This is a genomic window from Micromonospora sp. CNZ296 (assembly GCF_007827635.1).
Genome location: NZ_VISW01000026.1, coordinates 1 through 23,394, shown reverse-complemented (window position 1 = coordinate 23,394; position 23,394 = coordinate 1). Strand labels below are relative to the sequence as shown.

27 protein-coding genes are annotated in these 23,394 nt (G+C 74.9%); 8 read left to right on the top strand and 19 right to left on the bottom strand.

What is annotated here, in order from left to right; translation table 11 throughout:
* Nucleotides 1-18: 18 nt before the first annotated feature.
* The 3 genes from FB455_RS30380 to FB455_RS30375 all read right to left on the bottom strand — a co-directional run bounded on the left by FB455_RS30380 (nucleotide 19) and on the right by FB455_RS30375 (nucleotide 3,151).
* Nucleotides 19-369: a DUF3140 domain-containing protein gene (locus FB455_RS30380; protein ID WP_013286064.1), complete on the bottom strand. Its 351-nt coding sequence runs from the start codon at nucleotides 367-369 to the stop codon at nucleotides 19-21.
* Nucleotides 369-539 carry a hypothetical protein gene (locus FB455_RS34470; protein WP_013286063.1) on the bottom strand — a complete coding sequence of 57 codons (171 nt, stop codon included), beginning with the start codon at nucleotides 537-539 and terminating at the stop codon, nucleotides 369-371. Before FB455_RS34470 ends, FB455_RS30380 begins: the two co-directional genes overlap by 1 nt.
* Before the next feature lie 62 nt (nucleotides 540-601).
* Nucleotides 602-3,151 carry an ATP-dependent Clp protease ATP-binding subunit gene (locus tag FB455_RS30375; protein WP_013286062.1) on the bottom strand — a complete coding sequence of 850 codons (2,550 nt, stop codon included), beginning with the start codon at nucleotides 3,149-3,151 and terminating at the stop codon, nucleotides 602-604.
* Nucleotides 3,152-3,263: 112 nt separating this feature from the next.
* Here FB455_RS30375 and FB455_RS30370 point away from each other — a divergent pair, with 112 nt between their 5' ends.
* The 5 genes from FB455_RS30370 (at nucleotide 3,264) to FB455_RS30350 (ending at nucleotide 8,298) form a co-directional block, all read left to right on the top strand.
* A complete protein-coding gene (locus tag FB455_RS30370) occupies nucleotides 3,264-3,641 on the top strand; it encodes a hypothetical protein (protein WP_013476982.1) in 378 nt (125 codons plus the stop codon).
* Nucleotides 3,642-3,817: 176 nt separating this feature from the next.
* Nucleotides 3,818-4,078, top strand: a complete 261-nt coding sequence (locus FB455_RS30365) for a hypothetical protein (RefSeq protein ID WP_013286060.1) — start codon at nucleotides 3,818-3,820, stop codon at nucleotides 4,076-4,078.
* Nucleotides 4,079-4,086: 8 nt separating this feature from the next.
* Nucleotides 4,087-4,965 carry a hypothetical protein gene (locus FB455_RS30360; protein ID WP_047893395.1) on the top strand — a complete coding sequence of 293 codons (879 nt, stop codon included), beginning with the start codon at nucleotides 4,087-4,089 and terminating at the stop codon, nucleotides 4,963-4,965.
* Nucleotides 4,958-7,630 carry an FtsK/SpoIIIE domain-containing protein gene (locus FB455_RS30355; protein WP_145755621.1) on the top strand — a complete coding sequence of 891 codons (2,673 nt, stop codon included), beginning with the start codon at nucleotides 4,958-4,960 and terminating at the stop codon, nucleotides 7,628-7,630. Before FB455_RS30360 ends, FB455_RS30355 begins: the two co-directional genes overlap by 8 nt.
* Nucleotides 7,627-8,298 carry a hypothetical protein gene (locus FB455_RS30350; protein ID WP_145755620.1) on the top strand — a complete coding sequence of 224 codons (672 nt, stop codon included), beginning with the start codon at nucleotides 7,627-7,629 and terminating at the stop codon, nucleotides 8,296-8,298. Before FB455_RS30355 ends, FB455_RS30350 begins: the two co-directional genes overlap by 4 nt.
* 97 nt (nucleotides 8,299-8,395) lie before the next feature.
* Here FB455_RS30350 and FB455_RS30345 read toward each other — a convergent pair whose 3' ends face one another.
* Complete coding sequence (locus FB455_RS30345) at nucleotides 8,396-9,673, bottom strand: JmjC domain-containing protein (RefSeq protein ID WP_145755619.1); 1,278 nt, start codon at nucleotides 9,671-9,673, stop codon at nucleotides 8,396-8,398.
* A 3-nt stretch (nucleotides 9,674-9,676) separates the two neighbouring features.
* Nucleotides 9,677-9,979, bottom strand: a complete 303-nt coding sequence (locus FB455_RS30340) for a hypothetical protein (protein ID WP_013476987.1) — start codon at nucleotides 9,977-9,979, stop codon at nucleotides 9,677-9,679.
* 185 nt (nucleotides 9,980-10,164) lie between these two features.
* On the opposite strand from FB455_RS30340, the gene FB455_RS30335 reads away from it, so the two are divergent.
* Nucleotides 10,165-10,908: a PIG-L deacetylase family protein gene (locus FB455_RS30335; RefSeq protein ID WP_123110439.1), complete on the top strand. Its 744-nt coding sequence runs from the start codon at nucleotides 10,165-10,167 to the stop codon at nucleotides 10,906-10,908.
* A 240-nt stretch (nucleotides 10,909-11,148) separates the two neighbouring features.
* On the opposite strand, the gene FB455_RS30325 is transcribed toward FB455_RS30335, so the two are convergent.
* The 10 genes from FB455_RS30325 to FB455_RS30280 form a co-directional block, all read right to left on the bottom strand.
* A complete protein-coding gene (locus tag FB455_RS30325) occupies nucleotides 11,149-11,577 on the bottom strand; it encodes a DUF2267 domain-containing protein (protein ID WP_120573804.1) in 429 nt (142 codons plus the stop codon).
* A 5-nt stretch (nucleotides 11,578-11,582) separates the two neighbouring features.
* A complete protein-coding gene (locus tag FB455_RS30320; RefSeq protein ID WP_013476990.1) occupies nucleotides 11,583-11,765 on the bottom strand; it encodes a hypothetical protein in 183 nt (60 codons plus the stop codon).
* A 95-nt stretch (nucleotides 11,766-11,860) separates the two neighbouring features.
* Complete coding sequence (locus FB455_RS30315) at nucleotides 11,861-12,730, bottom strand: DUF72 domain-containing protein (RefSeq protein WP_145755618.1); 870 nt, start codon at nucleotides 12,728-12,730, stop codon at nucleotides 11,861-11,863.
* Between the two features lie 48 nt (nucleotides 12,731-12,778).
* Nucleotides 12,779-13,177, bottom strand: a complete 399-nt coding sequence (locus tag FB455_RS30310; protein WP_013286049.1) for a TraR/DksA family transcriptional regulator — start codon at nucleotides 13,175-13,177, stop codon at nucleotides 12,779-12,781.
* 182 nt (nucleotides 13,178-13,359) lie between these two features.
* On the bottom strand, nucleotides 13,360-13,989 hold the full coding sequence (locus FB455_RS30305; protein ID WP_013476993.1) for a nucleoside/nucleotide kinase family protein: 630 nt from the start codon (nucleotides 13,987-13,989) through the stop codon (nucleotides 13,360-13,362).
* 97 nt (nucleotides 13,990-14,086) lie between these two features.
* Nucleotides 14,087-14,698 (bottom strand): winged helix-turn-helix domain-containing protein, encoded by a 612-nt coding sequence (locus FB455_RS30300; RefSeq protein ID WP_123110435.1) that lies wholly within the window; start codon nucleotides 14,696-14,698, stop codon nucleotides 14,087-14,089.
* Between the two features lie 293 nt (nucleotides 14,699-14,991).
* Nucleotides 14,992-15,564: a winged helix-turn-helix domain-containing protein gene (locus FB455_RS30295; RefSeq protein ID WP_145755617.1), complete on the bottom strand. Its 573-nt coding sequence runs from the start codon at nucleotides 15,562-15,564 to the stop codon at nucleotides 14,992-14,994.
* 52 nt (nucleotides 15,565-15,616) lie between these two features.
* Nucleotides 15,617-16,108 carry a rhodanese-like domain-containing protein gene (locus FB455_RS30290; RefSeq protein WP_145755616.1) on the bottom strand — a complete coding sequence of 164 codons (492 nt, stop codon included), beginning with the start codon at nucleotides 16,106-16,108 and terminating at the stop codon, nucleotides 15,617-15,619.
* A 38-nt stretch (nucleotides 16,109-16,146) separates the two neighbouring features.
* The gene (locus FB455_RS30285) at nucleotides 16,147-16,599 is read right to left on the bottom strand and encodes a cysteine dioxygenase (RefSeq protein ID WP_145755615.1); all 453 of its coding nucleotides are present in this window, start codon (nucleotides 16,597-16,599) and stop codon (nucleotides 16,147-16,149) included.
* A 104-nt stretch (nucleotides 16,600-16,703) separates the two neighbouring features.
* Nucleotides 16,704-17,081: a cupin domain-containing protein gene (locus FB455_RS30280; protein ID WP_120570125.1), complete on the bottom strand. Its 378-nt coding sequence runs from the start codon at nucleotides 17,079-17,081 to the stop codon at nucleotides 16,704-16,706.
* 70 nt (nucleotides 17,082-17,151) lie between these two features.
* Here FB455_RS30280 and FB455_RS30275 point away from each other — a divergent pair, with 70 nt between their 5' ends.
* Together FB455_RS30275 and FB455_RS30270 are read left to right on the top strand one after the other, a co-directional pair.
* Complete coding sequence (locus FB455_RS30275) at nucleotides 17,152-17,544, top strand: ankyrin repeat domain-containing protein (protein WP_145755614.1); 393 nt, start codon at nucleotides 17,152-17,154, stop codon at nucleotides 17,542-17,544.
* Between the two features lie 23 nt (nucleotides 17,545-17,567).
* Nucleotides 17,568-18,548, top strand: a complete 981-nt coding sequence (locus tag FB455_RS30270) for a DUF3500 domain-containing protein (RefSeq protein WP_049800121.1) — start codon at nucleotides 17,568-17,570, stop codon at nucleotides 18,546-18,548.
* Here the strand turns inward: FB455_RS30270 and FB455_RS30265 are convergent.
* The 4 genes from FB455_RS30265 to secA2 all read right to left on the bottom strand — a co-directional run bounded on the left by FB455_RS30265 (nucleotide 18,526) and on the right by secA2 (nucleotide 23,124).
* Nucleotides 18,526-19,278 carry a class I SAM-dependent methyltransferase gene (locus FB455_RS30265; protein WP_145755613.1) on the bottom strand — a complete coding sequence of 251 codons (753 nt, stop codon included), beginning with the start codon at nucleotides 19,276-19,278 and terminating at the stop codon, nucleotides 18,526-18,528. The two genes, FB455_RS30270 and FB455_RS30265, sit on opposite strands and share 23 nt — an antisense overlap.
* Nucleotides 19,279-19,329: 51 nt before the next feature.
* Nucleotides 19,330-19,833 carry a DUF2231 domain-containing protein gene (locus tag FB455_RS30260; protein WP_013286039.1) on the bottom strand — a complete coding sequence of 168 codons (504 nt, stop codon included), beginning with the start codon at nucleotides 19,831-19,833 and terminating at the stop codon, nucleotides 19,330-19,332.
* 76 nt (nucleotides 19,834-19,909) lie between these two features.
* Nucleotides 19,910-20,650: a GAF and ANTAR domain-containing protein gene (locus FB455_RS30255; RefSeq protein ID WP_013286038.1), complete on the bottom strand. Its 741-nt coding sequence runs from the start codon at nucleotides 20,648-20,650 to the stop codon at nucleotides 19,910-19,912.
* 179 nt (nucleotides 20,651-20,829) lie between these two features.
* Nucleotides 20,830-23,124, bottom strand: coding sequence for an accessory Sec system translocase SecA2 (gene secA2, locus FB455_RS30250; protein WP_013286037.1), 2,295 nt, complete (start codon nucleotides 23,122-23,124; stop codon nucleotides 20,830-20,832).
* Nucleotides 23,125-23,394: the final 270 nt, after the last annotated feature.

Here is a 23,394-nt window from a genome sequence, read left to right as displayed (position 1 = left end):
GGGCGCCGTCGTACCGGCTCAGCGTTCGACGAGTACGTCGTGACCGAGGTCGAGCAGGGCGTGGCGCCACTCGTCGTCGGCGTTGCCCCGGCGTGGCCGCTGCGCGGTCAGCTCCCGGATCCGGCTGATCGCCTCCCGCATCACCTCGATGTCCTCCGGCGTGAGGTCCACCTTGCGCTTGCGCAGCACGGCGAGGATCTGCCGGCCCGGCTCGGGCAGGTCCAGGTCCGGGCCCGGACCGAACGCCTCCTCTCCCGAGCCGCGGGTCAGCAGCCACTGCCGCAGCGTCTCGGAGGACACGTTCACCTCGGCGTGGAAGTCGTCCCAGATCACCTCGACCTCGGGGTCGAGTCGCGCCTCGCGTACCATCACGCCTCCTCTCCCGGCGGCGGCCCGGGTGCCGGCTCGCCCTCGTTCGGTGTGTGCTGCTTCAGACCCTCCGGCGGCACCCGGACCCGGGACGGGTTCGCCGTCGGGGCCGCCTCGATCGGTTCACCGGCCCCGGTGTCGTCGTCGGGGACTTCCTCGGGTTCGGTCATGTCCGCCCTCCGGTCCTTCGGTGACGGCCCGTCCCGGCCCGGCCGGGACGGGCCCCGGCCGGTCATCGGGGATGGGACGTGGTGGCCGGCGTGTAGCCCCGCTCACCGGCGGCGACGTCGAAGACGAGCTGGTCGTCACGGGTGTCGACGGTGACCTTCTGCCCCGGTGAGACCTCGTTCTCCAGCAGCATCCGGGACAGCCGGTTGTCGACCTCGCGCTGGATCACCCGGCGCAGCGGCCGGGCGCCGAACTCCGGCTGGTAGCCGTGCTCGGCGAGCCAGTCGACGCCCGCCGTACTGAAGTCGACCTGGATGTCCTGGGCGTGCATGCGGCGGCGGGTCTCCTCCAGCAGCAGCCCGGTGATCTGGCGGAGCTGCTCGGCCTCCAGCCGCTGGAAGATGATCACCTCGTCGATGCGGTTGAGGAACTCCGGGCGGAAGTTCTCCTGGAGCCGGCGCATCAGCCGCTCCCGCAGTTCGTCGCTCTCCTGCTCGCCGGGCCCGCCGGTGGCGAAGCCGACGGTGCGCTGGGTGCCGGTGATCAGCTCCGAGCCGAGGTTGCTGGTCATGATCAGGACGGTGTTCTTGAAGTTCACGGTGCGGCCCTGGCTGTCGGTGAGCCGGCCGTCGTCGAGCACCTGGAGCAGGATGTTGAACACGTCCGGGTGCGCCTTCTCGATCTCGTCGAGCAGCACCACCGCGTACGGGCGGCGGCGGACCGCCTCGGTGAGCTGACCGGCCTCCTCGTAGCCGACGTACCCGGGCGGGGCGCCGACCAGCCGGCTGACCGTGTGCCGTTCCTGGAACTCGCTCATGTCCACCCGGACCATCCGGTCCGCCTCGCCGAACAGCGCCTCGGCGAGCGCGCGGGCCAGCTCGGTCTTGCCGACGCCGGTCGGGCCGAGGAACAGGAAGCTGCCCATCGGCCGGTCCGGGTCGGCCAGCCCGGTGCGGGAGCGGCGTACCGCCTCGGCGACGGCGCTGACCGCGTCGTCCTGGCCGATGATCTTCTCGTGCAGGTGCCCCTCCAGGCGCAGCAGCCGGTCGCGTTCCTCCTCGGTGAGCTGGGTGACCGGGATGCCGGTGGCCCGGGAGACCACCTCGGCGATCTCCGTCGGCCCCACCTCGGGCACGTGGCTGGGGCCCTCGTCGCCGCGGGCGCGGCGGACCTGGTCCTCCAGTTCGGCGAGCCGGTCGCGCAGCGCGGAGGCCCGCTCGTACTGCTCGTCGGAGACCGCCTGCTCCTTGTCCCGGCGCGTCTCGTCGAGCTGCTGCTCCAGCTCGCGCACGTCCTCGGCGGGGGTACGGGTGCGCAGCCGCACCCGCGCGCCGGCCTGGTCGATCAGGTCGATCGCCTTGTCCGGCAGGAACCGGTCGGTGACGTACCGGTCGGACAGCTCACCGGCGGCGATCAGCGCCTCGTCGGTGAACCGGACCTGGTGGTGCGCCTCGTACCGGTCGCGCAGGCCGCGCAGGATCGCGATGGTGTCGTCGACCGTCGGCTCGGGCACCAGCACCGGCTGGAACCGGCGGGCCAGTGCGGCATCCTTCTCGATGCTGCGCCGGTACTCGTCGAGCGTGGTCGCGCCGATCACCCGCAGCTCGCCGCGCGCCAGGGCTGGCTTGAGCATGTTCGACGCGTCCATTCCGCCCTCGCTGCCGGCGCCGCCCGCGCCGACCAGCGTGTGGATCTCGTCCAGGAAGATGATCAGCTCCTCGCGGTGGGCGCGGATCTCGTCGATCACCTTCTTCAGGCGCTCCTCGAAGTCACCCCGGTAGCGGGTGCCGGCGACCAGGCCGGACAGGTCGAGCTGGATCACCCGCTTGCCGATCAGCGTCTGCGGCACGTCGCCGTCACAGATCCGCTCGGCCAGGCCCTCCACGATCGCGGTCTTGCCGACACCGGCCTCACCGATCAGCACCGGGTTGTTCTTGGTCCGCCGGGACAGGATCTCCACCGCCTGCTCGATCTCGTCGGCCCGGCCGATCACCGGGTCGATCTGGTCCATCCGGGCCAGCTCGGTGAGGTCCTGGCCGTACTGGTCGAGCGTCGGGGTGCCCCGGTCCGGGCGCGGGGCGTTCGCCGCGCCGCGCTCGGCGCTGGCCGCCTGCAACGACTCGGGCTGGATCCGGCCGGCGGCGAGCATCCGGCCGGCCGGCGACTCGGGGTTCAGCGGCAACGCCATCAGGATGTGCTCGGGACCGATGTAGTTGGCGCCCATGGCGCGGGACAGCTGGTGCGCGTCCAGCAGCGCCCGCTTCGCGGCCGGGGTCAGCGACAGGTTCGGCGGCACCTCGCCGCGCGGTGCGCCCTCACCGCGCCCGCCCAGCGCGCCCAGCAGCGCGTCCGGGTCGGCGCCGGCCCGGCGGACCAGGTCACGCAGCGGCTCGCGCTGCAACGCCGCCCAGAGCAGGTGGTCGGTGTCCAGGTCGTTGCTGTGCTTCTGGGCGGCGCGGCGGGCCGCGTCGGCGAGCATCTCCCGGGCGTCGGCGGTCATCAGGCGCGTGATGTCGACCCGGTGCGCCGGCCGGCGTCCCCCCTCGCCCCGGCCGAAGTATCGGGCCAGGAACTCGTCCCAGGGGTCGTTGCCGAAGTCACCCGGTCCCATCATCTCGTCCTCCGCAGTCAGTCGGCACGACCGGCACCCGGCACGCGCGGCACGGTCGGCGGTGGCTACCCGGCGGTCGGCGCGACAAACGCGACCGGATGGCAGGCTGGGGGGCATGGAGAGCAGACCGCTGCTGATCGTGGACGGCGCGAACGTGGTGGGCTCGCGCCCGGACGGCTGGTGGCGCGACCGGGCCGGCGCGGCGGTCCGGCTGCGCGACGCGCTGGTGCCCGTCGGCGAGGCGGGCGTGCCGCCGGAGCTGCCGCCACCGGTGCAGGTGGTGCTGGTGGTGGAGGGCGCGGCCCGGCACGTGGCACCCGCGCCCGGCGTGGAGGTGGTCTCCGCGCCCGGCTCCGGCGACGACACGATGGTCGAGCTGGTCGCCGCGGCACCGGATCGGCGGCGGGTGGTGGTCACCGCCGACCGGGAGCTGCGCGAGCGGGTGACCGCGCTGGGCGCGGAGGTACGCGGCCCGCGCTGGCTGCGCCCTTAGCCCGGCCGGTCCCGCGAGCGGGACCACGGCGTCCGCCGGCGGGACCGCCGGCCGGGGTCTTCGCGCACGTCAACGCGGGAACCGGACACGAGGGCCGCAACCACGCGAGGGTGGATGTTCGTCCACCCGTTCCGATGGGTTGTAATGGAGATCTCTTCCGCCCCCAGGAGGTCCCCGTGGCGAGCGTCGCCGAGCTGAAGGCCGCCATCGATGTCGCTCTCCAGCAGATCGGTGACGGCCAGACAGCGGTGCAGGCAGCCGGCGAGAAGCTGGCCGAGGCGCAGCAGACGCTGGCCGGCGCGCTGGAGGGCAGCGGTCACGAGACGGTCGAGGCGGCCCAGGCCTCGCTGACACAGGCGGGCCAGGAACTGGAGGAGTGTCTGGCCGCGACACTGGTCGCGGTGGAACAGGCACAGCTCTACGTCGCGACGCTCTGAGGCCGGCCGTGTCCATAGTCGAGGACATCGGCGCGCAGGTGCGCGCCGCCGCCGAGGAACTGCCGCTGGCGCAGCTCGCCGCCGCGCTGGAGAAGCTCGGCCAGGCGCAGGAGCGGCTGCGCTGGGTGCGCCAGGAGTCGTCGGACCCGATGGGGGTGCCGGAGCTGTCCTCGGCCACCGAGCACGCCGAGACCGCCGGCTACGCGCTGCGCGTGGCGCAGGAGCAGCTCACCGCGTACCTGGCCGCGATCGGGCTGGCGCCGGACGGGGCGCGGCCGGCGCCGCCGGGCGAGCGGCCGCCGAAGCACGACACGCCGCGCGGCGAGGAGCCGCCCGCGGCCGGCCCGGCCGCCGAGCCGGGTGAGCAGCCGGCGGTACGGCGCTGGTGGGCGGTGCGGGTGGCGGAGCTGACCGGCGGCCGGGAGGGCGCGCCGGACGAGCCGGACGAGCGCGTCGAGGACTCCCACGAGCTGCTGCGCCGGGTGGTCGCCGGGATCCGCTCCGGCGACCGGGACCGGCTGCACCGCGAGTTGCGCCGGGCGCACGCCGACGTGGGGCTGGGGCTGGCCGCGATCACCCCGCCGCTGCTGCGCGAGCTGGCCGGTGAGCTGCTCGGCCACCCGCCCCGCGCGGACGACCTGCCCCGGCTGCGCGGCGCGCTGGACTCCCGGGTCCGCGACCTGCTGCCCGGGCTGCCGCGGCCGGTGCTGGACACGCTGCTGACCCGGGTCTGCCGGATGCCCCCGCCGCGCCGCGACGACGACGCGGAGCAGCCGCACGCGGCCGACCCGGCGGTCACCGCGGGCGTGCTCACCGGCGTACTGCTCGACCGGCTCGGCCGGGACCTGCCCAAGGACACCGACGATCGGGAGCCGTCCCGTGGCTGACGTCCGCGCTCAACTGGTGACGCGAGTCCGGGGGATGCTCTCCGAGGCCCTGGGCGCCACCCGTACCCGGCTCACCGCCGCCGAGGCCGAGCTGGCCGCCGGTCGGGACCGGCTGGCCCGTACCCGCCGGGCCGCCGCGGCCGTGCCCGCCCGGGTGGGCGCCGCCCGCGACCGGCGCCTGGCCGAGATCGACGCCCGGCACACCGCCCGCCTCGCCGAGCTGGCCCGCCGGGCCGCCGCCGCCGCGGAACGGGAGGCGCCGGGCGCGGCGTCCGCGCCGTGGGACCGCTGGCGGGCCACGCCCGCCGGCCGGTCCGAGCCGCCCGGCGCGTTGCGCGTCGGCACGGTACGCCTCGACGGCGCCGAACCGGTGCCGGCGCTGGTCCCGCTCCTGGACGCCGGGCACGCGCACCTGGGCGGCGGCGACCGGGACGGGCTGGCCGCCGTGGTGCCCGCGCTGCTGCTGCGCTCGGTCGGGCGGGCCGACCCGGGCGCGGTGCGGCTGTACGGGTACGACCCGGAGCACCTGGGCGGCGGTCTGGCCGGATTCGCGCCGCTGGGCACGGCCGGGCTGCTCACGTTCGTCGGGCCGGGCGGGCTGGGCCGCCTGCTGGACGACCTGGTGGAGCAGATCCGCCGGATCAACGCCACGGTGCTCGCCGGTGAGTACGGCTCGCTGCGCGAGCTGGCCGCCGCCACCGGACGCCGGCCGGAGCCGTGGCGGGTGGCGGTGCTGCTCGGCGGCGACGAGCTGTCCCGGCACGAGCGCGGCCAGCTCGACCGGGTGGTGCGTACCGGGGCGGCCTGCAGCGTGCACCTGGTGGTCCGCGGCATCGAGCTGCCCGACGACCCGACCGTCACCCGGATCACCGTGGAGCCGGACGACGCCCGGGTGGCCGGACTGCCGGTGGTGCTCGACGCGCCGCCGCCGCCCGCCCTGGTCACCGAGACCTGCCGCACCGTCGCCTCCCGGGTGGCCGCCGGCCCGCCGCCGACGCCGTTCACCGACCTGCTCCCGCCGCCGGACGAGTACTGGCGGGAGGACTCGGCGCACGGGCTCAGCGCCCCGGTCGGCGAGGGCCCGCACGGGCGGCAGGTGCTGCTCACGCTCGGCGACTACCCGCCGCACGCGTTGATCGGCGGCCCGTCGGGCACCGGCAAGACGAACCTGATCTTCGCCTGGATCGGCGCGCTCGCCGCCCGCTACTCCCCCGCCGAGCTGGAGTTCTATCTGCTCGATTTCAAGGAGGGCGTGTCCTTCGCCCGGTTCGCGCAGGGCCGGCGCGACCCGAGCTGGCTGCCGCACATGCGGCTGGTCGGCATCAACGTCAACACCGACCGGGAGTTCGGTCTGGCGCTGCTGCGCTTCCTCGCCGAGGAGCTGCGCCGGCGCGCCGACGCCGCGAAGAAGCACGAGGTCACCAAGCTGGCCGAGCTGCGCGCGGTGGACCCGGACGGGCACTGGCCGCGCATCGTGGCGGTGGTCGACGAGTTCCAGGCGCTGCTCGCCGGCCGGGACGTGGTCGCCCGGGAGGCCGCCGACCTGCTGGAGGACCTGGCCCGGCGGGGCCGGTCGCAGGGCATCCACCTGGTGCTGGCCTCGCAGGACGTGCGCGGCATCGAGGCGCTGTGGGGGCGGCCGGCGCTGGTCGCCCAGTTCACGCTGCGGATCGCGCTGCCGAAGGCGCTGCGCATCCTGGCCGAGCGCAACGACGCGGCGCAGTCGCTGCCCCGCCACCACGCGGTGATCAACGCCGAGTCGGGCCTGGCCGAGGGGAACGAGGTGGCCCGGATCCCGTCGGCGAGTGACTGGGAGACGTGGAGCGAGCTTCAGCACCGGCTGTGGCGGATGCGCCCGCAGGACGCCGCGCCGGCCCGGCTGTTCGACGGCGACGCGATCCCGAAGCTGGCCGACGCGCCGGACTTCCGCGCGCTGACCGCGCCGGAGCAGGGCGTGCCCCGCAGCCCGGTGGCGCTGCTCGGCGAGATCATCGACGTGCAGTCCCGCTCGGCGGCGCTGCGGTTGCCCCGCGCTCCCGGCCGCAACCTGGCGGTGCTCGGCACCCGGGTGGACGAGGCGTGCGCGGTGCTCGACGCCGCCGCCCGGTCGCTGGCCCGGCAGTACCGGCCCGGCACCGCCCGGTTCTCCATCGCCTGCCTGGACCCGGACGCCGACCCGGCCGCCCGCGCCCTGTACGAGGACCTGGAAGGCGACGCCTCCTGGTACGACGAGGAGACGGTGCCGGAGCTGATGGCCGAGGTGGGCGACGGACTCGGCGCGCCGGGTGCGGCGCGTACCCCGCACTTCCTGCTGCTGTACGCGGTGGACGCGGCGGCAGCGGCGCTCGCCGGCAAGGCCGGTACGCGCACCGGGCTGGAGCAGTTGCGCCGGATCCTGCACGACGGGCCGGAGCGGCGTACGCACGTGCTGGCGTGGTGGCGCGGCGTGGCCCGGATGCGCGTCGACCTGGGCGGCGCGGGCGCGCGCACCGACCAGATCGGCGCCTGGGTGGCGCTGGACGTGCAGGGCGGTGAGCTGGGCTCCTCGCTGTATCCGGGCAGCGGCGGGCCGGACTGGTATCCCCGGCCGTGGCGCGGTCTCTACTTCGACCGGGCGGTGCACCGCACCGGACAGGTGATCATCCCTTATGGTCCCTCCCGATGAACGAACCGGTTGCCAGTGAGACGTACGACGCGCAGATCCGCCGGCTCGCCGAGCTGACCGCCCGGGTGTCCGCTCAGCGGGCCGAGGCGCACACCTGGTACGCCCAGCAGGTGGCCGCCGCCGAACGGGCGGTGGCGGAGGCCGCCGAGCAGGTGCGGCAGGCCGAGGCGGAGGTGGCCGAGGCGTCCCTGCTGGTGGAGCGCGTCGACGGCGAGGTGACTCACCTGTGGACGCAGTTGCGGGCCCGGCTGGGCGTGGGCGCCCGGCGGCTGGGCGACCCGCCCGGCCCGGTACGCGGCGCGGCTGGTGACCCGGTGCCGCTGCTGCGGGCGGTCCGGGAGCTGCTGGACCGCACCGGGGCGCCGGGCGAGCTGCCCGGCTCGGTGAACCCGCTGCTGGTCGCGTGCGGCATCGGCGGGGCGCTGTTGGCGTACGCGCTGGGGGTGGGTGCGCGGGCGCTCGCCGCCGGTGCCAGCGGTGACCTGGCGGTGGGCCTGCCGGTGCTGGCGCTGGTGGTGACGCTGCTCGGTCCGGTGATCGGGCTGGCGCCGGCCCGGCTGCTGGCCGACCGCCGCCACGCGGTGCTGACCCCACGCCCGATGATCCTGGTGGCCGCCTCCGGCCTGGTCACGACCCTGCTCCTGCTCACGGTGACCTACACCCGCTGACCGCCCCCTCCCCACGCCCTCTCTCGGGCCGTCGATCATGAGGTTGGCGGCGCGACACGCCACGTCGCACCGCCGGTCAACCTCATGATCGCGCCCGTCAGGCGGGGGTCAGGACCGCCTCCTTCAGCAGGCGGCGGGCCAGGGTCAGGCGGTCGGCGTCGTCGTCCAGGCCGGGCAGGTCGCCGACCCGGGTCACCTCGCCGGTCAGCAGCGCGCGCAGCGCCGCCTCGCAGGTGCCGGGCAGCGTGAGCGTCCGGTCCGGCACGCGCAGCGTGACCCGTCCGTCGGCGGCCGGGGCGAGCTGCCAGCGCAGGCCGCCACGCACCGCCACCTCGCTGTCCGCTGTGAGCCGGGCCAGCGCCTGCGCCTGGGCCAGCGGCCGGATCGGCGCCGGGCGGGCGGCCGGCCAGACCCGGGCGCGCAGCCGGCCGGCCACCGCCGCCGGGTCGGCCCGCAGCAGCCAGTCGCGCAACGCCTCGACGGTCTCGGTCAGCTCCGGCTCGATCGCGTCCGGGTCGGCCAGGTCGAGCCCGAACGGCAGGCTCGCGCGCAGCCGCGCGTCCTCGGCGGCGAGCGCGAGCAGCTCCTCGACCACGGCGTACCGGGTCAGCGCCCGGATGCCCACGGTCAGGTGCAGCGAGCTGGACTCCTGCGCCTGGGCGCTGTGCAGCCAGCCGCGCGGCAGGTAGAGCGCGTCGCCCGGTTCGAGCACGACGTCCAGCTCGGGGCGCCCGTCGGCGGTCGCGGAGACCTCGTCGGCCCGGCCGCCCCAGGGCTGGCGCTCCAGCGGGTCGGCCAGCACGGGCGGGTGGATCCGCCAGTGCTTGCGCCCGTCCACCTGGAGCACGAACACGTCGTGGGTGTCGTAGTGGGTGGCGAAGCCCTGACTGCCGGCCGGGGTCAGGTAGGCGTTCACCTGCAACGGCTGGGCCAGCGCGGTGCCCAGGTCACGGGCGAAGTCGACGAGCGCCGGCCAGGTGCGGTGCAGGCCCTGCAACACCAGCGTCGCGCCGTCGGCGTACAGCGCCAGCACCTTCTCGTCGACGACCTGGTCGCCGATCTCGGCGCCGGCGCCACCGCCGCCGGTGAACCGCGCCGCCGGCACGAGCTGGCCGTCCTTGGCGACCCGCAGGAACGGGGTACGCAGGCCGCGGCGGCTGAGCAGCTCGTCGGCGTCGGCGGGGCTGAGCAGGTCGGTGAAGCCGTCCGGGTTGGGCAGTTCGGCGGCGCGGGACAGCAGCGGGCTGCGCCCCCAGTGGTCGGCGGCGAACTTGGCCGGCTCCACCGCCACGCACCGGGCCAGCGCTTCGGTCGCGGAGAACGGAACCGCCGGGCGGCCGTGGCCACCCGGCGGGTCGACGTGCGTGGTGCTCATGTGTCAGGCGCTGCCGTCGGCGCCGCCGTCGCGCTGGCCGGGGGTCGCGCCGCCGTCGGCCGGACCCTCCGCGCTGCCGTCCGCGCCACCGTCGTGCTGACCCGGGGTCGCGCCGCCGTCAGCGGGGCCCTCGGCGCCGCCGTCCGCGCCACCGTCGTGCTGACCCGGGGTCGCGCCGCCGTCAGCCGGACCCTCCGCGCCGCCGTCCGCGCCACCGTCGTGCTGACCCGGGGTCGCACCGCCGTCGGCCGGGCCTTCCAGGCCGCTGCCGCCGCTGCTCTGGATGTCGTCGTCGTTCAATGCCATGGGTGCTCCCTCGGTGTGCCGCCCCGCGTGGTGCCGGGGTCCGTGTGCAGCGGGTGGTACCCCACGCCCGATCTTCTCTAACCACACCGTAGACGCCCTTACGCCGCCGTACGGACGGTTCGCGGGGCAAGCGGCCGGGACGGGTGGATGCCAGGATGGCGGGAGGACGACGCGAGGAGACGCACGTGACGCAGCCGGAGCCGCTCACCCCGCTGACCGAGGACTGGCAGCGGGCGCTCGCAGTGGTGGCCCACCCCGACGACCTGGAGTTCGGCGCCGCCGCCGCGGTGGCGCGCTGGACCGGGCAGGGCAAGGAGGTCGTGTACTGCCTGCTCACCAGCGGCGAGGCGGGCATCGACGGGATGACGCCGGAACGCGCCCGGGTGGTGCGCGAGGAGGAGCAGCGGGCCTCCGCCGCCGTGGTCGGGGTGTCGGAGGTCGAGTTCCTCGGCCTGCCCGACGGGCTGCTGGAGTACGGCGTGCCGCTGCGCCGGGCCATCGCCGCCGTGGTGCGCCGGCACCGGCCGGACGTGGTGCTGACGAACAACTTCCGGGAGACGTGGGACGGGGCGTACGCGCTGAACCAGGCCGACCACATCGCCTGCGGCCGGGCCACGCTGGACGCGGTCCGCGACGCCGGCAACCGGTGGATCTTCCCGGAGCAGCTCACCGACGGCACGCAGCCGTGGTCGCGGGTGCGTGAGGTGTGGGCGGCCGGGTCGCCGGCGGCCCGGCACGGGGTGGACGTGACCGGCACGTTCGACCGGGGCGTGGCGTCGCTGCGGGCGCACGGGGCGTACCTGAGCGGGCTCGGCGACGGCGGCTTCGACGCCGAGGAGTTCCTGGAGGGCATGGCCCGGCCGGCCGGCAGCCGGCTCGGCACGCGGTTCGGCGCCACGTTCGAGGTCTTCCAGATCAACCTTCAGTAGGGCGCGGCGACGTTCCTGGTCGGCACGTCGGGCTGGCAGTACCGGGACTGGCGGGAGCGTACGCCCGGCGACGTCTGCGTGGCGGTGAAGATGAGCCGCTACCTCACGCACGTCGAGCGGCTGCGAAGACCCGGCCGAGCCGGTGGCCCGCTTCCTGGCCCGGCGGGGCGGGCTGCCGGTGTCCCGGACGCCGGCGGCCCGCCCCGCCGAGGGGGCGGGACGGGCCGGTCCGGTGCCGGATCAGGGAATCATCTGACGCAGGTCACCCGGCATGGTGGCCTTCACGTCCTCCCACTCGCCCTGGGTGACGTGCCGCCGCAGCGTGTCCAGCACGACCTGCACCACCCGCTGCGCGCCGCCCTCGGCGTCGTACGGGAAGCCCTGGCGCACCTCGTACAGGAAGTCGTCGCGGTTGAGCTTGATCGGTACGTTCTCCGGCTGCCAGCCGTCGAAGTAGATCCCGCGCACCAGCACCGGCAACTGCTGGGCGAACTCTGTGCTCTCCTGCACCGGCAGCCGGTCCCGCAGCAGGTGCAGCACGGTACGCAGCGCGGCGTAGGACTGGTTGCGCCGTTCCTTCGGCCAGCCGTACGCGGACTCGATCTCCTTGAGGATCACGTTCGTCTTGTCCAGCGAGGACTCGAACGCGGACAAAAGCTGTTCGGCCATCGGGCTCACCCCCGTGCTTCGGTCTCCCAGCGTCGGTCGTCGGCGCGGCGCGGCGGGCCGCTGGGGCCCCGCCACAGCCGGGTCGGGCTGAACCGGCCGGGCCGTTCGCCCCGCCGTGCCGCCTCGGAGCTGCCGACCACGTGCAGTACGCCACCGCGGCGTCGGTCCGCCACCACCCGTACCGTCATGACCCACCTCCTCGTCGCGGCGCCCGAGCCGGCGCCCACTACCCATGCTGCGGCGGGTGCGGGTGAGCCGGCCTCACCCGCACCGGGTGAGACGATCAGGCGTCCAGCAGGCCCGCGAGTGTGGTGCCGTTGCGCTGCGCGTAGTCCTGGTAGCAGTTGTTCATCAGCACGTGCGTCTGCTCGGCCTGGCCGGCCAGCTCGCGCAGCTTCGGCGCCCAGTCGCGCAGCTCCCGCTCGGAGTAGTCGTAGCCGAACTTCTCGTGGATGTCCTTGCTGGTCCACTTGTCGCTGTGCCCGTGGAACCGGACCACCGCGAGGTCAGCGGTGGCCGCCAGCACCGGGGGAATGGACGACTTGTGTCCCTGCGGCATGTCCACGCAGACGAACGGCAGCTCGTGCTCGCGCAGGAAACCGAGCGTCTCCTCGGCGTTGTCGCCGTCGAACCAGGAGGCGTGCCGGAACTCGAAGACCGGGCGCAGCGGCGCGCACCGCCGCGCCACCTCCAGCAGGTACTGCTTGTTGGCCCGCTTGATGGTGAACCAGGGCGGGAACTGGAACAGCAACGCGCCCAGCTTGCCGGCCTCGACGAGCGGGTCGAGTGCGGACAGGAACCGGGTCCAGACCTCCTCGTACGCCTGCGCGGGCAGGTCGTCCGGGTAGACGTTGCGCTTGTCCGTCTCCGGGCGCAGGTCCTTGTAGAGCGCGGAGACGCGGGTGGGGTGGCCGGTCAGCAGGCTGAACGCCTTGACGTTGAAGGTGAACCCGGCCGGGGTGCGTTCGGCCCACAACCGGGCGGTGCGCTCGGCCGGTGGCGAGTAGTAGGTGGCGTCCACCTCGACCAGCGGGAACTGCCGGGCGTAGTAGGACAGCCGCTTCTCCGGTGTGTCGGCGCTCGCCGGGTACCAGCCGGAGTCGAGCAGGGTCCGGTCGGTCCACGAGGCGGTGCCCACCTTGATCTCACCCATGGGGACAGTCCACCGCGTCGGAGGACCGACCGGCAACCGGAACGGCGTTCAGGCCGCCCGCCGCTCCCGGGTCTGCTTGCAGGCCACGCAGGAGGTGGCGGACGGGAAGATCTCCAGCCGCTCCACCGGGATGGGCGCGGTGCAGCCCTCGCAGAAGCCGTAGGTGCCCTCGTCCAGGCGGGTCAGCGCGTGCTCGAACTGGGCCCGCCGGTCCAGGATGGTGCGCAGCAGCGACTGCGCGGTGTCCCGCTCGGCGGTCTTGGTGCCGCTGTCGGCCTGGTCGTCGCCGGCGGTGTCGCCGACCTCCACCAGCCGGAGCACCTGGCTCTGCGCCACGGTCTGCTCGTACTCGGCGGTCAGCTCGTCGTACCGCGACCGCAGGGACTGCCGGATCTGGTCGACCTCCGCCTGGGAGCGGCCCGTGGCTGTCGTGTCGTGGACGAGCATCGCTGCCTGCCTTTCCTGCGCCCTCATACCGGACCGGGGCGGCCTGCGCCCCGGATCCGGTCCGACTGTGGATGCGCGGGCGACGAGATCACCCGTGCTCTGTGAGCCGGGCGATTACCCCCGCCCTCGGCGGGTCAAACCGGCTGTTTCCTGAGTGTTTCCGGTGAGTCCGCAGCCGCTGGTCAGGCGGCCTCGACGAGCGCCGGACGGCGCGGGTCGTCGGCCCGGACCACCACGTCGGCGAAGGACGCCGGGTCGACCTCGCCGGCGTAGCGGGCGAACGCGGGCAGGGTCCACCGCAGCGCCGGGTCGGTGCGCCGCGCAAGCGCCGCCGGGGAGAGCACGAGGTGGACGGTGACGTCGAACGGCAGCGCGCCGCCGAGCAGCAGCGCGCCGCTGACCAGGACCACCCCGCCGGGCGGCAGATCCACGTACGCCGCGCGGCTGGCCCGGTCGGCGTCGGCGTCCCACAGCGACGGCAGCAGCCGGCCGGAGCCGTCCGGGCCGGCCGGGTCGAGCACCTCGCGGCGCAGTCCCGGTTCGTCGAGCCAGCCCTCGTAGTACGCGTCGGGGTTGGTGCGGCCGTGCTCCAGGCGCACCGAGGCGGGCCGGAGGAAGTCGTCGGCGCGGACGTGCAGCACCGGACGGCCGGCGGCGCGCAGCGGTTCGACCAGCGCTTCGGCGAGCGTGTCCGGCCCGGCGGCGGGCGGGCCGTCCACGGCGACCCGCAGCCGGCCGGGCGTCCCGGTGCGGGCGAGACGCTCGGCCAGCTCGGTGACGAGCCGGTCGGGGCTGATCGGGCGCACGCGCATCGGACCATCGTGCCGCGCGGGCGGGCGGGTCACCACATGATCGGTTCGGGCGGTCGGGGCTCCGTCCGGCGGCGATCGTCGGGTGGTGGTCGGGTGGTCAGCCGGTGCGGTCGATGGTGACGCGGGCGTCGTCGGCGAGCCGGTAGCCGACGCCGTAGACGGTGGTGACGAGCGGGACGTCCACACCGACCTTGCCGCGCAGCCGGCGTACGTGCACGTCGACGGTGCGGACGCCGGCGTGCTCGTACCCCCAGACCGCGTTGAGCAGTTGCAGCCGGGTGAACACCCGGCGCGGGTGGGCGACCAGGTGCAGCAGCAGGTCGAACTCCAGGCGGGTCAGCGGCAGCGGCTCACCGTCTCGCAGCACCGACCGGGACGACGCGAGGATGTGCAGGGTCGGGATGGTCGGGGCGAGCGGACGCGCCGGAGCGCGGCCGGCCGGGACGGCGTCGGGCCGGCGTTCGGCCGGGACCGTGCCCGCGCTGACCACCGCGTCGCCGCGTTCGAGCATCTCGCGGGCGGCGTCGAGCAGCCGGCGGGCGGCCGGGGTGAGCGACTCCTCGCAGGCCAGGGGGATGTTGAGGGTGACGGTGAGCATGGGCGCGGCGGCGGTGTTGGCGGGACGACGCTGGCCGCCGGGGGGACGACCGGGGACCGCGGGTTGGGACGTATGCCATCCGGCGCGCGACGAGGCGGGGCTGACCGACATGGTCCTCCTTGGGCTGGTCCGGGTATCTCCCCACGGCCCGGGACGCCGCTTCATCGATGCTTCCCGGCGTCTCTGCGAGGGTCAAGGGGCGGCCGCGTTGCATGAATGTGACATTTGACGAACACATCGCAGCCGTGCGCTCGCTCTGCGTGCGAGGCCCGTTGATTACAGCAGAGCACCGATTCGCCGGTGGTACGGGGGGTCTCCCCGGGGGTTCACAGTGGCGGATCAGCGGCGAACGTGAACGCGGCGCACCCGATCCCGGGGTGCGCCGCGTGCCGGCCGGGCGGGGGTCAGGCGTCGCGGTCCACGACGATCGCGGCGTCGTCGGCGAGGCGGTAGCCCACGCCGTACACGGTGGTCACCAGCGGCGTGTCCGGCCCGAACTTGGCCCGCAGCCGGCGCACGTGCACGTCGACGGTGCGCGCCACGGCATGCTCGTAGCCCCAGACGTTCGCGAGAAGTTGCAGGCGGGTGAACACGCGGCGGGGATGTTCGGCGAGGAACAGCAGCAGGTCGTACTCGATGCGGGTCAGCGGGATCTCGGCGCCGCCGTGCCGGACCCGCCGGGTGCCGGTGAGGATGCGCACGCCGCCGGGGACGGGCGCCGCCGGGGCGGCGGCGTCGCCGCGGCGCAGGTCGAGCACGGTACGGGCAGCCGGCCCCTCCGCGGAGGCGGCCAGTCCCTCGCCGGAGGCGGCCAGTTCGTCGAGCAGGTCGACCAGGCGCGCGAGGCCCGGCGTCAGCGGCCCGGTACCCAGGTCGAGCGTGATGGTGAGCGTCGGTGCGGTACGCGGCCGGGGCGGCACGGCCCGGTCGGGGCGGCCCGATCGGGCCGGACGGGTGGTGAGGGCGACGACGGACATGGGAGCCTCCTGTGCGGGCGGTCGCCCCGCCCCGCCGGATGCGGCGGGACGGTCAGCGGAGCGCCCCGCCGGCGGTGACCGGGGGCGCGGCGGACGAGGGTCGGGTCGGCGGGGTGGGACCGAGGGTGGGCAGGCCGGCGATCTGCCAGGCGGCGAAGCCGCCGACGACGTCGGTGGCCCGGTGCAGGCCGATGTCCTGGAGCGCGGCGGCGGCCAGCGACGAGGTGTAGCCCTCCTGGCAGAGCACGATCACCGGGACGTCGTAGCCGGTCGCCTGCGGCAGGCGGGCCGCGCAGCGCGGGTCGAAGCGCCACTCCAGCACGTTGCGTTCGACCACGAGCGAGCCGGGCACTGTGCCCTGCGCGGCCCGCTGGGCGGCCGGGCGGATGTCTACGAGCAGCGCTCCGCCCCGGCACGCCAGGTGGGCCTGTTCCGGGTCGAGGCGGCGCAGGCGGGCGCGGGCGGCCGCGAGGATCTCGTCGATGCCCCGCGAGCCGGGCGGCGGGACCGGACAGCGCTCGGTGCGGGTGGGGGTCTGCGCCATCGTGGCGTCCTTCCGTTCGTCGGGGTTGCTTGTGCGGCTCACCAGGCCACACCGGCTCGGGCCACCTCGGCGACCCGGAGCCGGCCGGAGACGAGGTGGTAGCGGGTCATCCGGGTCAGCGCCGGCCGGTACACGTGCACGCTGACGGCGGGCTCGTCGCCGTGGTTGGTGACCTGGTGCACGTGCCGGGCGCCGAAGCGCCGGCCGGCTCCGGCGGCGAGCCGGTGCGGGCGCAGCCGCCCGCCGCTCACCGTCTCCTCGGTGAGCACGCCGGCCACGACCAGGAACGCGCCGGACGAGCCGCCGTGGTCGTGCAGGCCGGTGCCCTGTCCGGGCAGCCAGCTCAGCGCCCACACCTCGTGCTCGTCGCCGGCGTCCAGCCGGGCGTACCACCGCTCGGACGCCCCGAAGCGCAGCGGCACCGGCCAGCCGTCCGGGTCGGCCCAGCGGGCGGCGACGGCGAGCAGGTCGGCGGGAACGGTGCTGGTCATCGGCGGGACGTCCTCACGGTGCGGAGCGGATGTGCTCCCCCAGCTTAGACGGTAAAGCCTATCGGTTTAGTAGGTAATACCGAATGCTGGGACGAGGTGCGCACTCACCGCCGCACCGGCGGCTCCACCTTGTAACCCGGCACCGACGGCCAGCGGACCGTGAGCACCGTGGACTCCCGCTCGGCGTACCAGGAGTGGTCCACGCCCCGGCCCCACACCACGTAGTCACCGGGCGCGCGCAGCACCACCGTCCGGTCCGGCAACTCGATCCGGAACGCGCCGCTGATCAGCACCAGCAGGGCGGTACGCCGCTCACCGGTGGCCCACCGGGACCGGGTCTCCCCCGCCGGGTGCACGCCCCACTTCACCTCGACGTCGGTGCTGTGCCGCACGTCCCCGGCCGGCTTGAAGTGGCCCAGCAGCCAGCCCGCGTCGGTCGCGCCGTCCACCGCCGCGTTGCCCACGTACACCCGATCGTCCATGCGCGCGCCTCCCGTGCCCGGCTGCGCAAGCTACCAGGCGCGTCCGGCCGCGACGCCATAGCCTGGGCGGATGCCCGACGAACTCGACGCCGAGACCATCGCCTTCGCCCACCGGATGTTCGACCTGGCCCGGGCCGGCGCCACCGAGGAGCTGGCGGCCAACGTGGACGCCGGGCTGCCGGTCAACCTCACCAACGCCAAGGGCGACACGCTGCTGATCCTCGCCGCGTACCACGCCCACCCGGACACGGTGGCCGCGCTGCTGGCCCGGGGCGCCGACCCGGCCCGGGTCAACGACAGGGGGCAGACCGCGCTCGCCGCGGCCGTGTTCCGGCGCCAGGAGGCGGCGGTCCGCGCGCTGCTCGACGCCGGCGCCGACCCGGACCACGGCGCCCCGTCCGCGGTCGAGACCGCGCGGTTCTTCGAGCTGCCCGACATGCTGGCGCTGCTCGGCCGCGCGTGAGCGGCGGGCGGTATACAGGGACGGTGGAGGATCCCGTACCCGAGCAGATGCGCACGGCGGCCGCGGCGTTCCTGGCGGCACTGGACGAGCCGGCCCGCGACGCCGCCCGGCACGCCTTCGACGACGAGCCGGCCCGCCGGTGGCTGGAGTACCGGCCGCGGCCCCGGCCCGGCGTCACGCTCGCCGGCCTGGACGTCACCGCCCGCAAGGCCGCGCACCGGCTGCTCGCCACCGCGCTCAGCCCGGCCGCGTACGCGCAGGCCATGGCCGTGATGGCCCTGGAAGAGGTGCTGGACCGGGCCGAGGACTGGCGGCGCGGCCGGCACAGCGGCGACTACTGGGTGGCCGTCTTCGGCGACCCGGCCCGCGACGACGACTGGGCGTGGCGGTTCGAGGGACACCACCTGTCGGTGAGCATGACAGTCGCCGACGACCGGGTCTCCCCCGCGCCGGTGTTCCTCGGCGCCAACCCGGCCACCGTCCGGCATTCCGGGCGCCCGGTCTCCCGGCCCCTGGGCCCCGAGGAGGACCTGGCCCGCGAACTGCTCGACGTGCTCGGACCGGCCGGCCGGTCCGCCGCGATCATCGCCGAGGAGGCGCCGGCCGACATCATCAGCGCCACCCGCGCCACCGCGCCGGGCCGGCTCGACCCGCCCGGCGTACCCCGAGGGCGGCTGCGGCCCACCGGCCGGGCGCTGCTCGACCGGCTGGTCGCGCTCTACCTGGACCGGCTGCCGCCGGAGCTGGCGGCCCGGGAGGCCGACCGGCTCGACGGCGGCGAGCTGCACTTCGCCTGGGCCGGCCCGGTCGAGCCGGGCCGGCGGCACTACTACCGGGTGCAGGGCGACGACCTGCTGATCGAGTACGACAACACCACCGACGACGGCAACCACGCGCACACCGTGCTGCGCCGCCCCGCCGGTGACTTCGGCGCCGACGTGCTGGCCGCGCACCACGCCGAGGCGCACCGGCCCGGCCCGCTCAGCCCCGGTGCGCCTCGATGAGGAAACGGCGGGCGTACGCGACGAACGGTCCCTCGGCGCGGATCCGCTCGTCCAGGCGGCGCAGCTCGTCGGTGTAACGGCCGACTGTGAAGCCGGGCACCGTCCAGACCACCTTGCGCAGGAACCAGACCACCGCGCCGACGTCGTGGAAGACGGTACGCAGCGTCGCCTCGCGCAGGTCGACGACTGTGAGCCCGGCGGCCCGCGCGTCGGCGACCGCCACCTCCGGGTGCCGGTGCTCCGGTGGCGGCAGCGGCCCGAGGATCGCCTCGCTCAGCTCCCGCACCGTGCCGGGGCCGATCTGCTGGGACAGGTAGGTGCCGCCGGGGCGCAGCACCCGGGCCACCTCGTCCCACCAGGTGTGCACCGGATGACGGCTCACGACCAGGTCGAAGGCGGCATCCCGGAACGGCAGCGGCGGCCGGTCGGCCACCCGTACCACTGTCCCGCCCAGCGGACGCAGGTTGCGCCGGGCCACCGGCACGTTCGGCGGCCACGCCTCGGTGGCGACCAGCAGCGGCGGCGGCGCGGGCACCTCGGCCAGCACCTCTCCCCCGCCGGTGTCGACGTCCAGCGCCGCCCTCACGGCGGCCATCCGGTCGCCCACCAGGCGTGCGTACCCCCAGGGCGGGCGCTCCTCGGTGGCGCGGCCGCGCAGCCAGTCGAAGCCCCAGCCCTCCACCGGCGCGGCCTCGGCCTCGGCTACGAGTTCGGAGAACGTGCGGACCATGCCCGCGAGCCTGCCGCCCGCCGACGGCCGCGGCAACGGATTTCGGCCGGGTCAGAACGGGCGCGGACGGGCGATCTCGACTGTGGACCCGGGGGGCACGTCGCCGAACGTCTCGAAGCCGGTCGGCTCGGTGGCCCGGTCGAACTGCTGCATCAGCCGCGCGCCCAGGGCCACCCCGACCGCGCCGACGGCGAGCGCGACGAGTTCGGCGGCGAGCAGGGCGCCGTTCGCGCCGCGCTGCGGGGCGTTCGCCCGGATCAGGCAGGACAGCAGGAACAGCCCCGCCATCACGGCGTTCACGAGATTGAACGTCAGGACGGTCCGGCTGGTGCGCCCGGCACGGACGTCCCACAGGTCGACCAGGCCGGCGACGGTGGTGAGCCCGGCGGCGACGAGCGCGGCCACCGCGGTCCAGTAGCCCACCTCACCGAGGAACGCCGGACCGCCCGCCACGTCGGCCAGGTCGAAGACCGCGGCGCAGACGAACAGGCCGAACGGGAACGTGACAAGCATCGGTTGGATGGGATGCCCCTGCACCCGCAGTCGGCTCTGCATCGCTTCCTCCCCAGGTCGGCGCAGCTCACCAGTCCAGAGTGCTACCCGAGGCACCGCGGGGTGAAACGACTGTCGCTCAGTTGTCCCGGGGCCGGGAGACGGTCAGCACGAGCCGCTCGGCCACCTCGCGCAGCGGGATGTCCAGCGAGGACGCGGCGCTGCGCAGCACCCGCAGCGCCTCCGGGGCGGGACAGCCGCGCTGCGTCATGATCACGCCGACGGCCTGCCCGACCACTCCCTCGGCCAGCAGCGAGTCGTCGATCTCACCGGCCCGGCTGGCGGCCCGCTCACGGTCGCGCGCGGCGGCCAGCAGCAGCCCGGCGTGCTCGGCGAGCAGCATCGCGGTGAGCTGGTGCCGGGGGGTGAGCGCGTCGGGCGACTCGGCGTACAGGTTGATCGCGCCGATGACCTGCTCGTCCACGTCGACCGGCGCGGAGATCACCCCGTGGACGCCGAGCACGCGGGCCCGCTCGCTCCAGGCCGGCCAGCGCGTCTCGTCGGACAGCCCACCCGCGATGATCATCTCCCGTCGGCGGATCGCCGTCAGGGCCGGTGTGTCCGGGCCGTGCCGCAGGTCGTCCAGCTCGGCCCGGTCCGGGTCGGAGGCGGCCACCCCGGCGGGCTCACCGGCGCGCAGCGCGGTGAAGCCGCAGCAGTCCACGCCCGGCACGGCGTCGCGGGCGATCCGGACCAGGCGGTCGAGCGCCTCGTCGAACCCGGCCACGCCGATCAGACCGGCGGTCAGCTCGCGCAGCAGCGCGGCCGTCTCCAGCACACCGAGGTTGTCGATCATGGGTTGGCGCGTGTCGAGGTTCACCGGGCCGGGGCCTCCACCGTCCCCGCGTACGTCCACGCGGTCTCCCCGTCCGGCACCGTTGCCTGTCCCATGTCCGTCCCTCCTGTGGCCGGGCCCCGGCCTACTACCCTCGCAGACCGCGGGCGAAACCGCGCAAAAAGGCCCCTCCCGGTTACACCGGAAGGGGCCTTCGGCGCGGGTCAGCGCGACCCGGAGATGAGCCGCCGGCCCACCGAGGCGATCAGCCGGTCCAGCTCCGAGCCGAACGGGTTGTCGTGCACCAGGTACGTCCAGGTGGCGCTCGGGCGCACCAGCTTCGATGAGTCCGGCTCCCAGCCCTCGTCGAACTCGGTCTCCTCGAACGTGGCCACGGTCCGCGTCTCGATCTCGGGCACCAGCGCGTTGAACGCCGGCACCGCGCTGCGGTGGAACTCGTCGAGCGGGTCGAGCCGGCCCAGCGCCCGCAGGTGCACGCCCTCGCGTACCTCGGACAGCTCGGCCAGATGGTCGGCCCAGAGCCGGTCCAGGTGATAGAGGGCGATCTTGCGGGCCACGTCGGCGAGCAGGTCCTCGTCCATCTCGCCGGCCTTCTCCGGCACCCGCTCCAGCAGCATCAGCGCGGCGATGTCGCTGGTCAGCAGCCGCTCCCGGCGCTCGGCAAGCGCCTTGCGCTGCTGCTCGATCACCTGGCTGTAGCGCCACGTGTTGCGGTGGATCTCGTGGTTGACGCCCTCGGCGACGCGCTGGGCGTGCTCGACCGCGTAGTCGACCTGCGGGTCGGTGACCAGGCCGTCGGCGTTCATCCGGGGCGAGGCCGGCACGGTGTCGCCGGCGTGCCGGACCACCAGGTCGTCCTCCAGGCTGACGAAGAACACCGACCCGCCCGGGTCGCCCTGCCGGCCGGCCCGGCCGCGGAGCTGGTCGTCGACCCGGCGGCTGTCGTGCCGGCCGCTGCCGATCACGTACAGGCCGCCCAGTTCCGCCACCCGGTCCCGGTCGGCCTGGTCGCTGCCGCCCAGCCGGATGTCCACGCCCCGGCCGGCCATCTGGGTGGAGACCGTCACCGCGCCGTACGCGCCGGCCTCCGCGATGATGCCGGCCTCCTCGTCGTCGTTCTTGGCGTTGAGGACCACGCAGGAGACGCCGGCGGCGTTGAGCGCGGCGGCCAGCCCTTCGGACTCCTTGACGTCGAGCGTGCCGACCAGCACCGGCCGCCCCGCCTGGTGGCAGCGCGTGATCTCGTCGACCAGCGCCTCCTCCTTCTCGGCGCGGGTGGCGTAGATCCGGTCCGGCTCGTCCTCGCGGACGCAGGGGGTGTTCGGCGGGATCACCGCGACCTCGAGGCCGAAGAACTCGCGGAGCTGGTCGCCGACGAGCACCGCGGTCGCGGTCATGCCGCAGACAGTCGGGTAGAGCGCGATGTACGCCTGCACGGTGATCGTGCCCAGCACCTCGCCCTCGGCGGTGGCGTCCAGGCCCTCCTTCGCCTCGACCGCGGCCTGGAGCCCGTCCGGCCAGCGGCGGCGCTGGGCGACCCGGCCGCGCATCTCGTCGATCAGCTCGACCGAGTCGTCCCGGACGATGTAGTCCACGTCGCGGTGCAACAGGGCGTGCGCGTGCAGCGCCACGTTCACCGCGGAGAGCTGCCCGACGTGCTCCTCGTCGTACAGGTCGATGCCGCCGAGCTTGGCCTCGACGGTGGCCAGGCCGACCGAGGTGAAGGCGACGCTGCGGCCGTCCTCGGCGACCGTGTAGTGCTTGCCCTTGCGCAGCCCGCGCACGAGCGCGGCCGCGGCGTGCACCGGGTCCTGCTCGCCGCCGACCGCACCGGCCAGCACCATCGGCACCCGGGCCTCGTCGATCAGGATCGAGTCGGCCTCGTCCACGATCGCGGTCTTCAGCGGCGGCTGCACCCGGTCGGCCAGGTCGGTGACGAGCTGGTCGCGCAGGAAGTCGAAGCCGGCCTCGCTGACCGACACGTAGGTGACGTCGCAGCCGTACGCGGCGCGCCGCTCCTCGGGCGTGGACGCCTCGTTGACCCAGCCGACGGTCAGCCCGAGCAGGTCGTAGACGGGCGTCATCCACTCGGCGTCGCGGCGGGCCAGGTAGTCGTTGACGGTGAGCACGTGCACCGGGCCGTTGCCCAGCCGCACGTGCCCGTACGCGGCGACAGTCGCGGTGAGCGTCTTGCCCTCACCGGTGGCCATCTCGGCGACCTTGCCGGACAGCAGCGCCATCGCGCCGAGCAGCTGCACGTCGTAGGGGCGCTGGTCGAGCCCGCGCCGGGCCGCCTCGCGGCCGATCGCGCAGATCTCCTCGTAGCCTGTGGCCCGGCCGGCGGCCTCGGTCAGCTCGGCGTCGGAGAGCTGCTCCAGGTCCGCCTCGCGCGCCTCGATCGCCGGCAGCAGCTTCTCCAGCGGCGCCAGGTCGACAGTCGTCCCCGGGCGCTGGAGGAACCGGCGGAACCTGGTCTTCAACCGTTGCGACACACCCATGAGCGGCAACGGTACGCGAACCGGAGCCGATTGTGACCCCCGCCCGCCGCGCGCCGGGTTCCGCCCTTCGCGTCCGCTTCGGTCGATCATGAGGTTGGCGGCGTCCGGCGTCCGTTTTGTCGCCGCCAACCTCATGATCGACGCCCTGGAAAGGGGGGCGGGGGGGGGGGGGGTGGGGGATGCTCCTATAGAAGTCAAGCGGTGTTGAGGGTGGTGAAGTCGGCGAGGAGGGCGGTGTGGATCTCGCGGACGATGTAGCGCTTGAGGCAG

Bases quoted from the DNA above. Each gene is read 5' to 3' on its own strand.
- FB455_RS30380 (WP_013286064.1), bottom strand. From the start codon at position 369: ATGGTACGCGAGGCGCGACTCGACCCCGAGGTCGAGGTGATCTGGGAC.
- FB455_RS34470 (WP_013286063.1), bottom strand. From the start codon at position 539: ATGACCGAACCCGAGGAAGTCCCCGACGACGACACCGGGGCCGGTGAA.
- FB455_RS30375 (WP_013286062.1), bottom strand. From the start codon at position 3,151: ATGATGGGACCGGGTGACTTCGGCAACGACCCCTGGGACGAGTTCCTG.
- FB455_RS30370 (WP_013476982.1), top strand. From the start codon at position 3,264: ATGGAGAGCAGACCGCTGCTGATCGTGGACGGCGCGAACGTGGTGGGC.
- FB455_RS30350 (WP_145755620.1), top strand. From the start codon at position 7,627: ATGAACGAACCGGTTGCCAGTGAGACGTACGACGCGCAGATCCGCCGG.
- FB455_RS30345 (WP_145755619.1), bottom strand. From the start codon at position 9,673: ATGAGCACCACGCACGTCGACCCGCCGGGTGGCCACGGCCGCCCGGCG.
- FB455_RS30340 (WP_013476987.1), bottom strand. From the start codon at position 9,979: ATGGCATTGAACGACGACGACATCCAGAGCAGCGGCGGCAGCGGCCTG.
- FB455_RS30325 (WP_120573804.1), bottom strand. From the start codon at position 11,577: ATGGCCGAACAGCTTTTGTCCGCGTTCGAGTCCTCGCTGGACAAGACG.
- FB455_RS30320 (WP_013476990.1), bottom strand. From the start codon at position 11,765: ATGACGGTACGGGTGGTGGCGGACCGACGCCGCGGTGGCGTACTGCAC.
- FB455_RS30315 (WP_145755618.1), bottom strand. From the start codon at position 12,730: ATGGGTGAGATCAAGGTGGGCACCGCCTCGTGGACCGACCGGACCCTG.
- FB455_RS30310 (WP_013286049.1), bottom strand. From the start codon at position 13,177: ATGCTCGTCCACGACACGACAGCCACGGGCCGCTCCCAGGCGGAGGTC.
- FB455_RS30305 (WP_013476993.1), bottom strand. From the start codon at position 13,989: ATGCGCGTGCGCCCGATCAGCCCCGACCGGCTCGTCACCGAGCTGGCC.
- FB455_RS30300 (WP_123110435.1), bottom strand. From the start codon at position 14,698: ATGTCGGTCAGCCCCGCCTCGTCGCGCGCCGGATGGCATACGTCCCAA.
- FB455_RS30295 (WP_145755617.1), bottom strand. From the start codon at position 15,564: ATGTCCGTCGTCGCCCTCACCACCCGTCCGGCCCGATCGGGCCGCCCC.
- FB455_RS30290 (WP_145755616.1), bottom strand. From the start codon at position 16,108: ATGGCGCAGACCCCCACCCGCACCGAGCGCTGTCCGGTCCCGCCGCCC.
- FB455_RS30285 (WP_145755615.1), bottom strand. From the start codon at position 16,599: ATGACCAGCACCGTTCCCGCCGACCTGCTCGCCGTCGCCGCCCGCTGG.
- FB455_RS30280 (WP_120570125.1), bottom strand. From the start codon at position 17,081: ATGGACGATCGGGTGTACGTGGGCAACGCGGCGGTGGACGGCGCGACC.
- FB455_RS30275 (WP_145755614.1), top strand. From the start codon at position 17,152: ATGCCCGACGAACTCGACGCCGAGACCATCGCCTTCGCCCACCGGATG.
- FB455_RS30265 (WP_145755613.1), bottom strand. From the start codon at position 19,278: ATGGTCCGCACGTTCTCCGAACTCGTAGCCGAGGCCGAGGCCGCGCCG.
- FB455_RS30260 (WP_013286039.1), bottom strand. From the start codon at position 19,833: ATGCAGAGCCGACTGCGGGTGCAGGGGCATCCCATCCAACCGATGCTT.
- secA2 (WP_013286037.1), bottom strand. From the start codon at position 23,124: ATGGGTGTGTCGCAACGGTTGAAGACCAGGTTCCGCCGGTTCCTCCAG.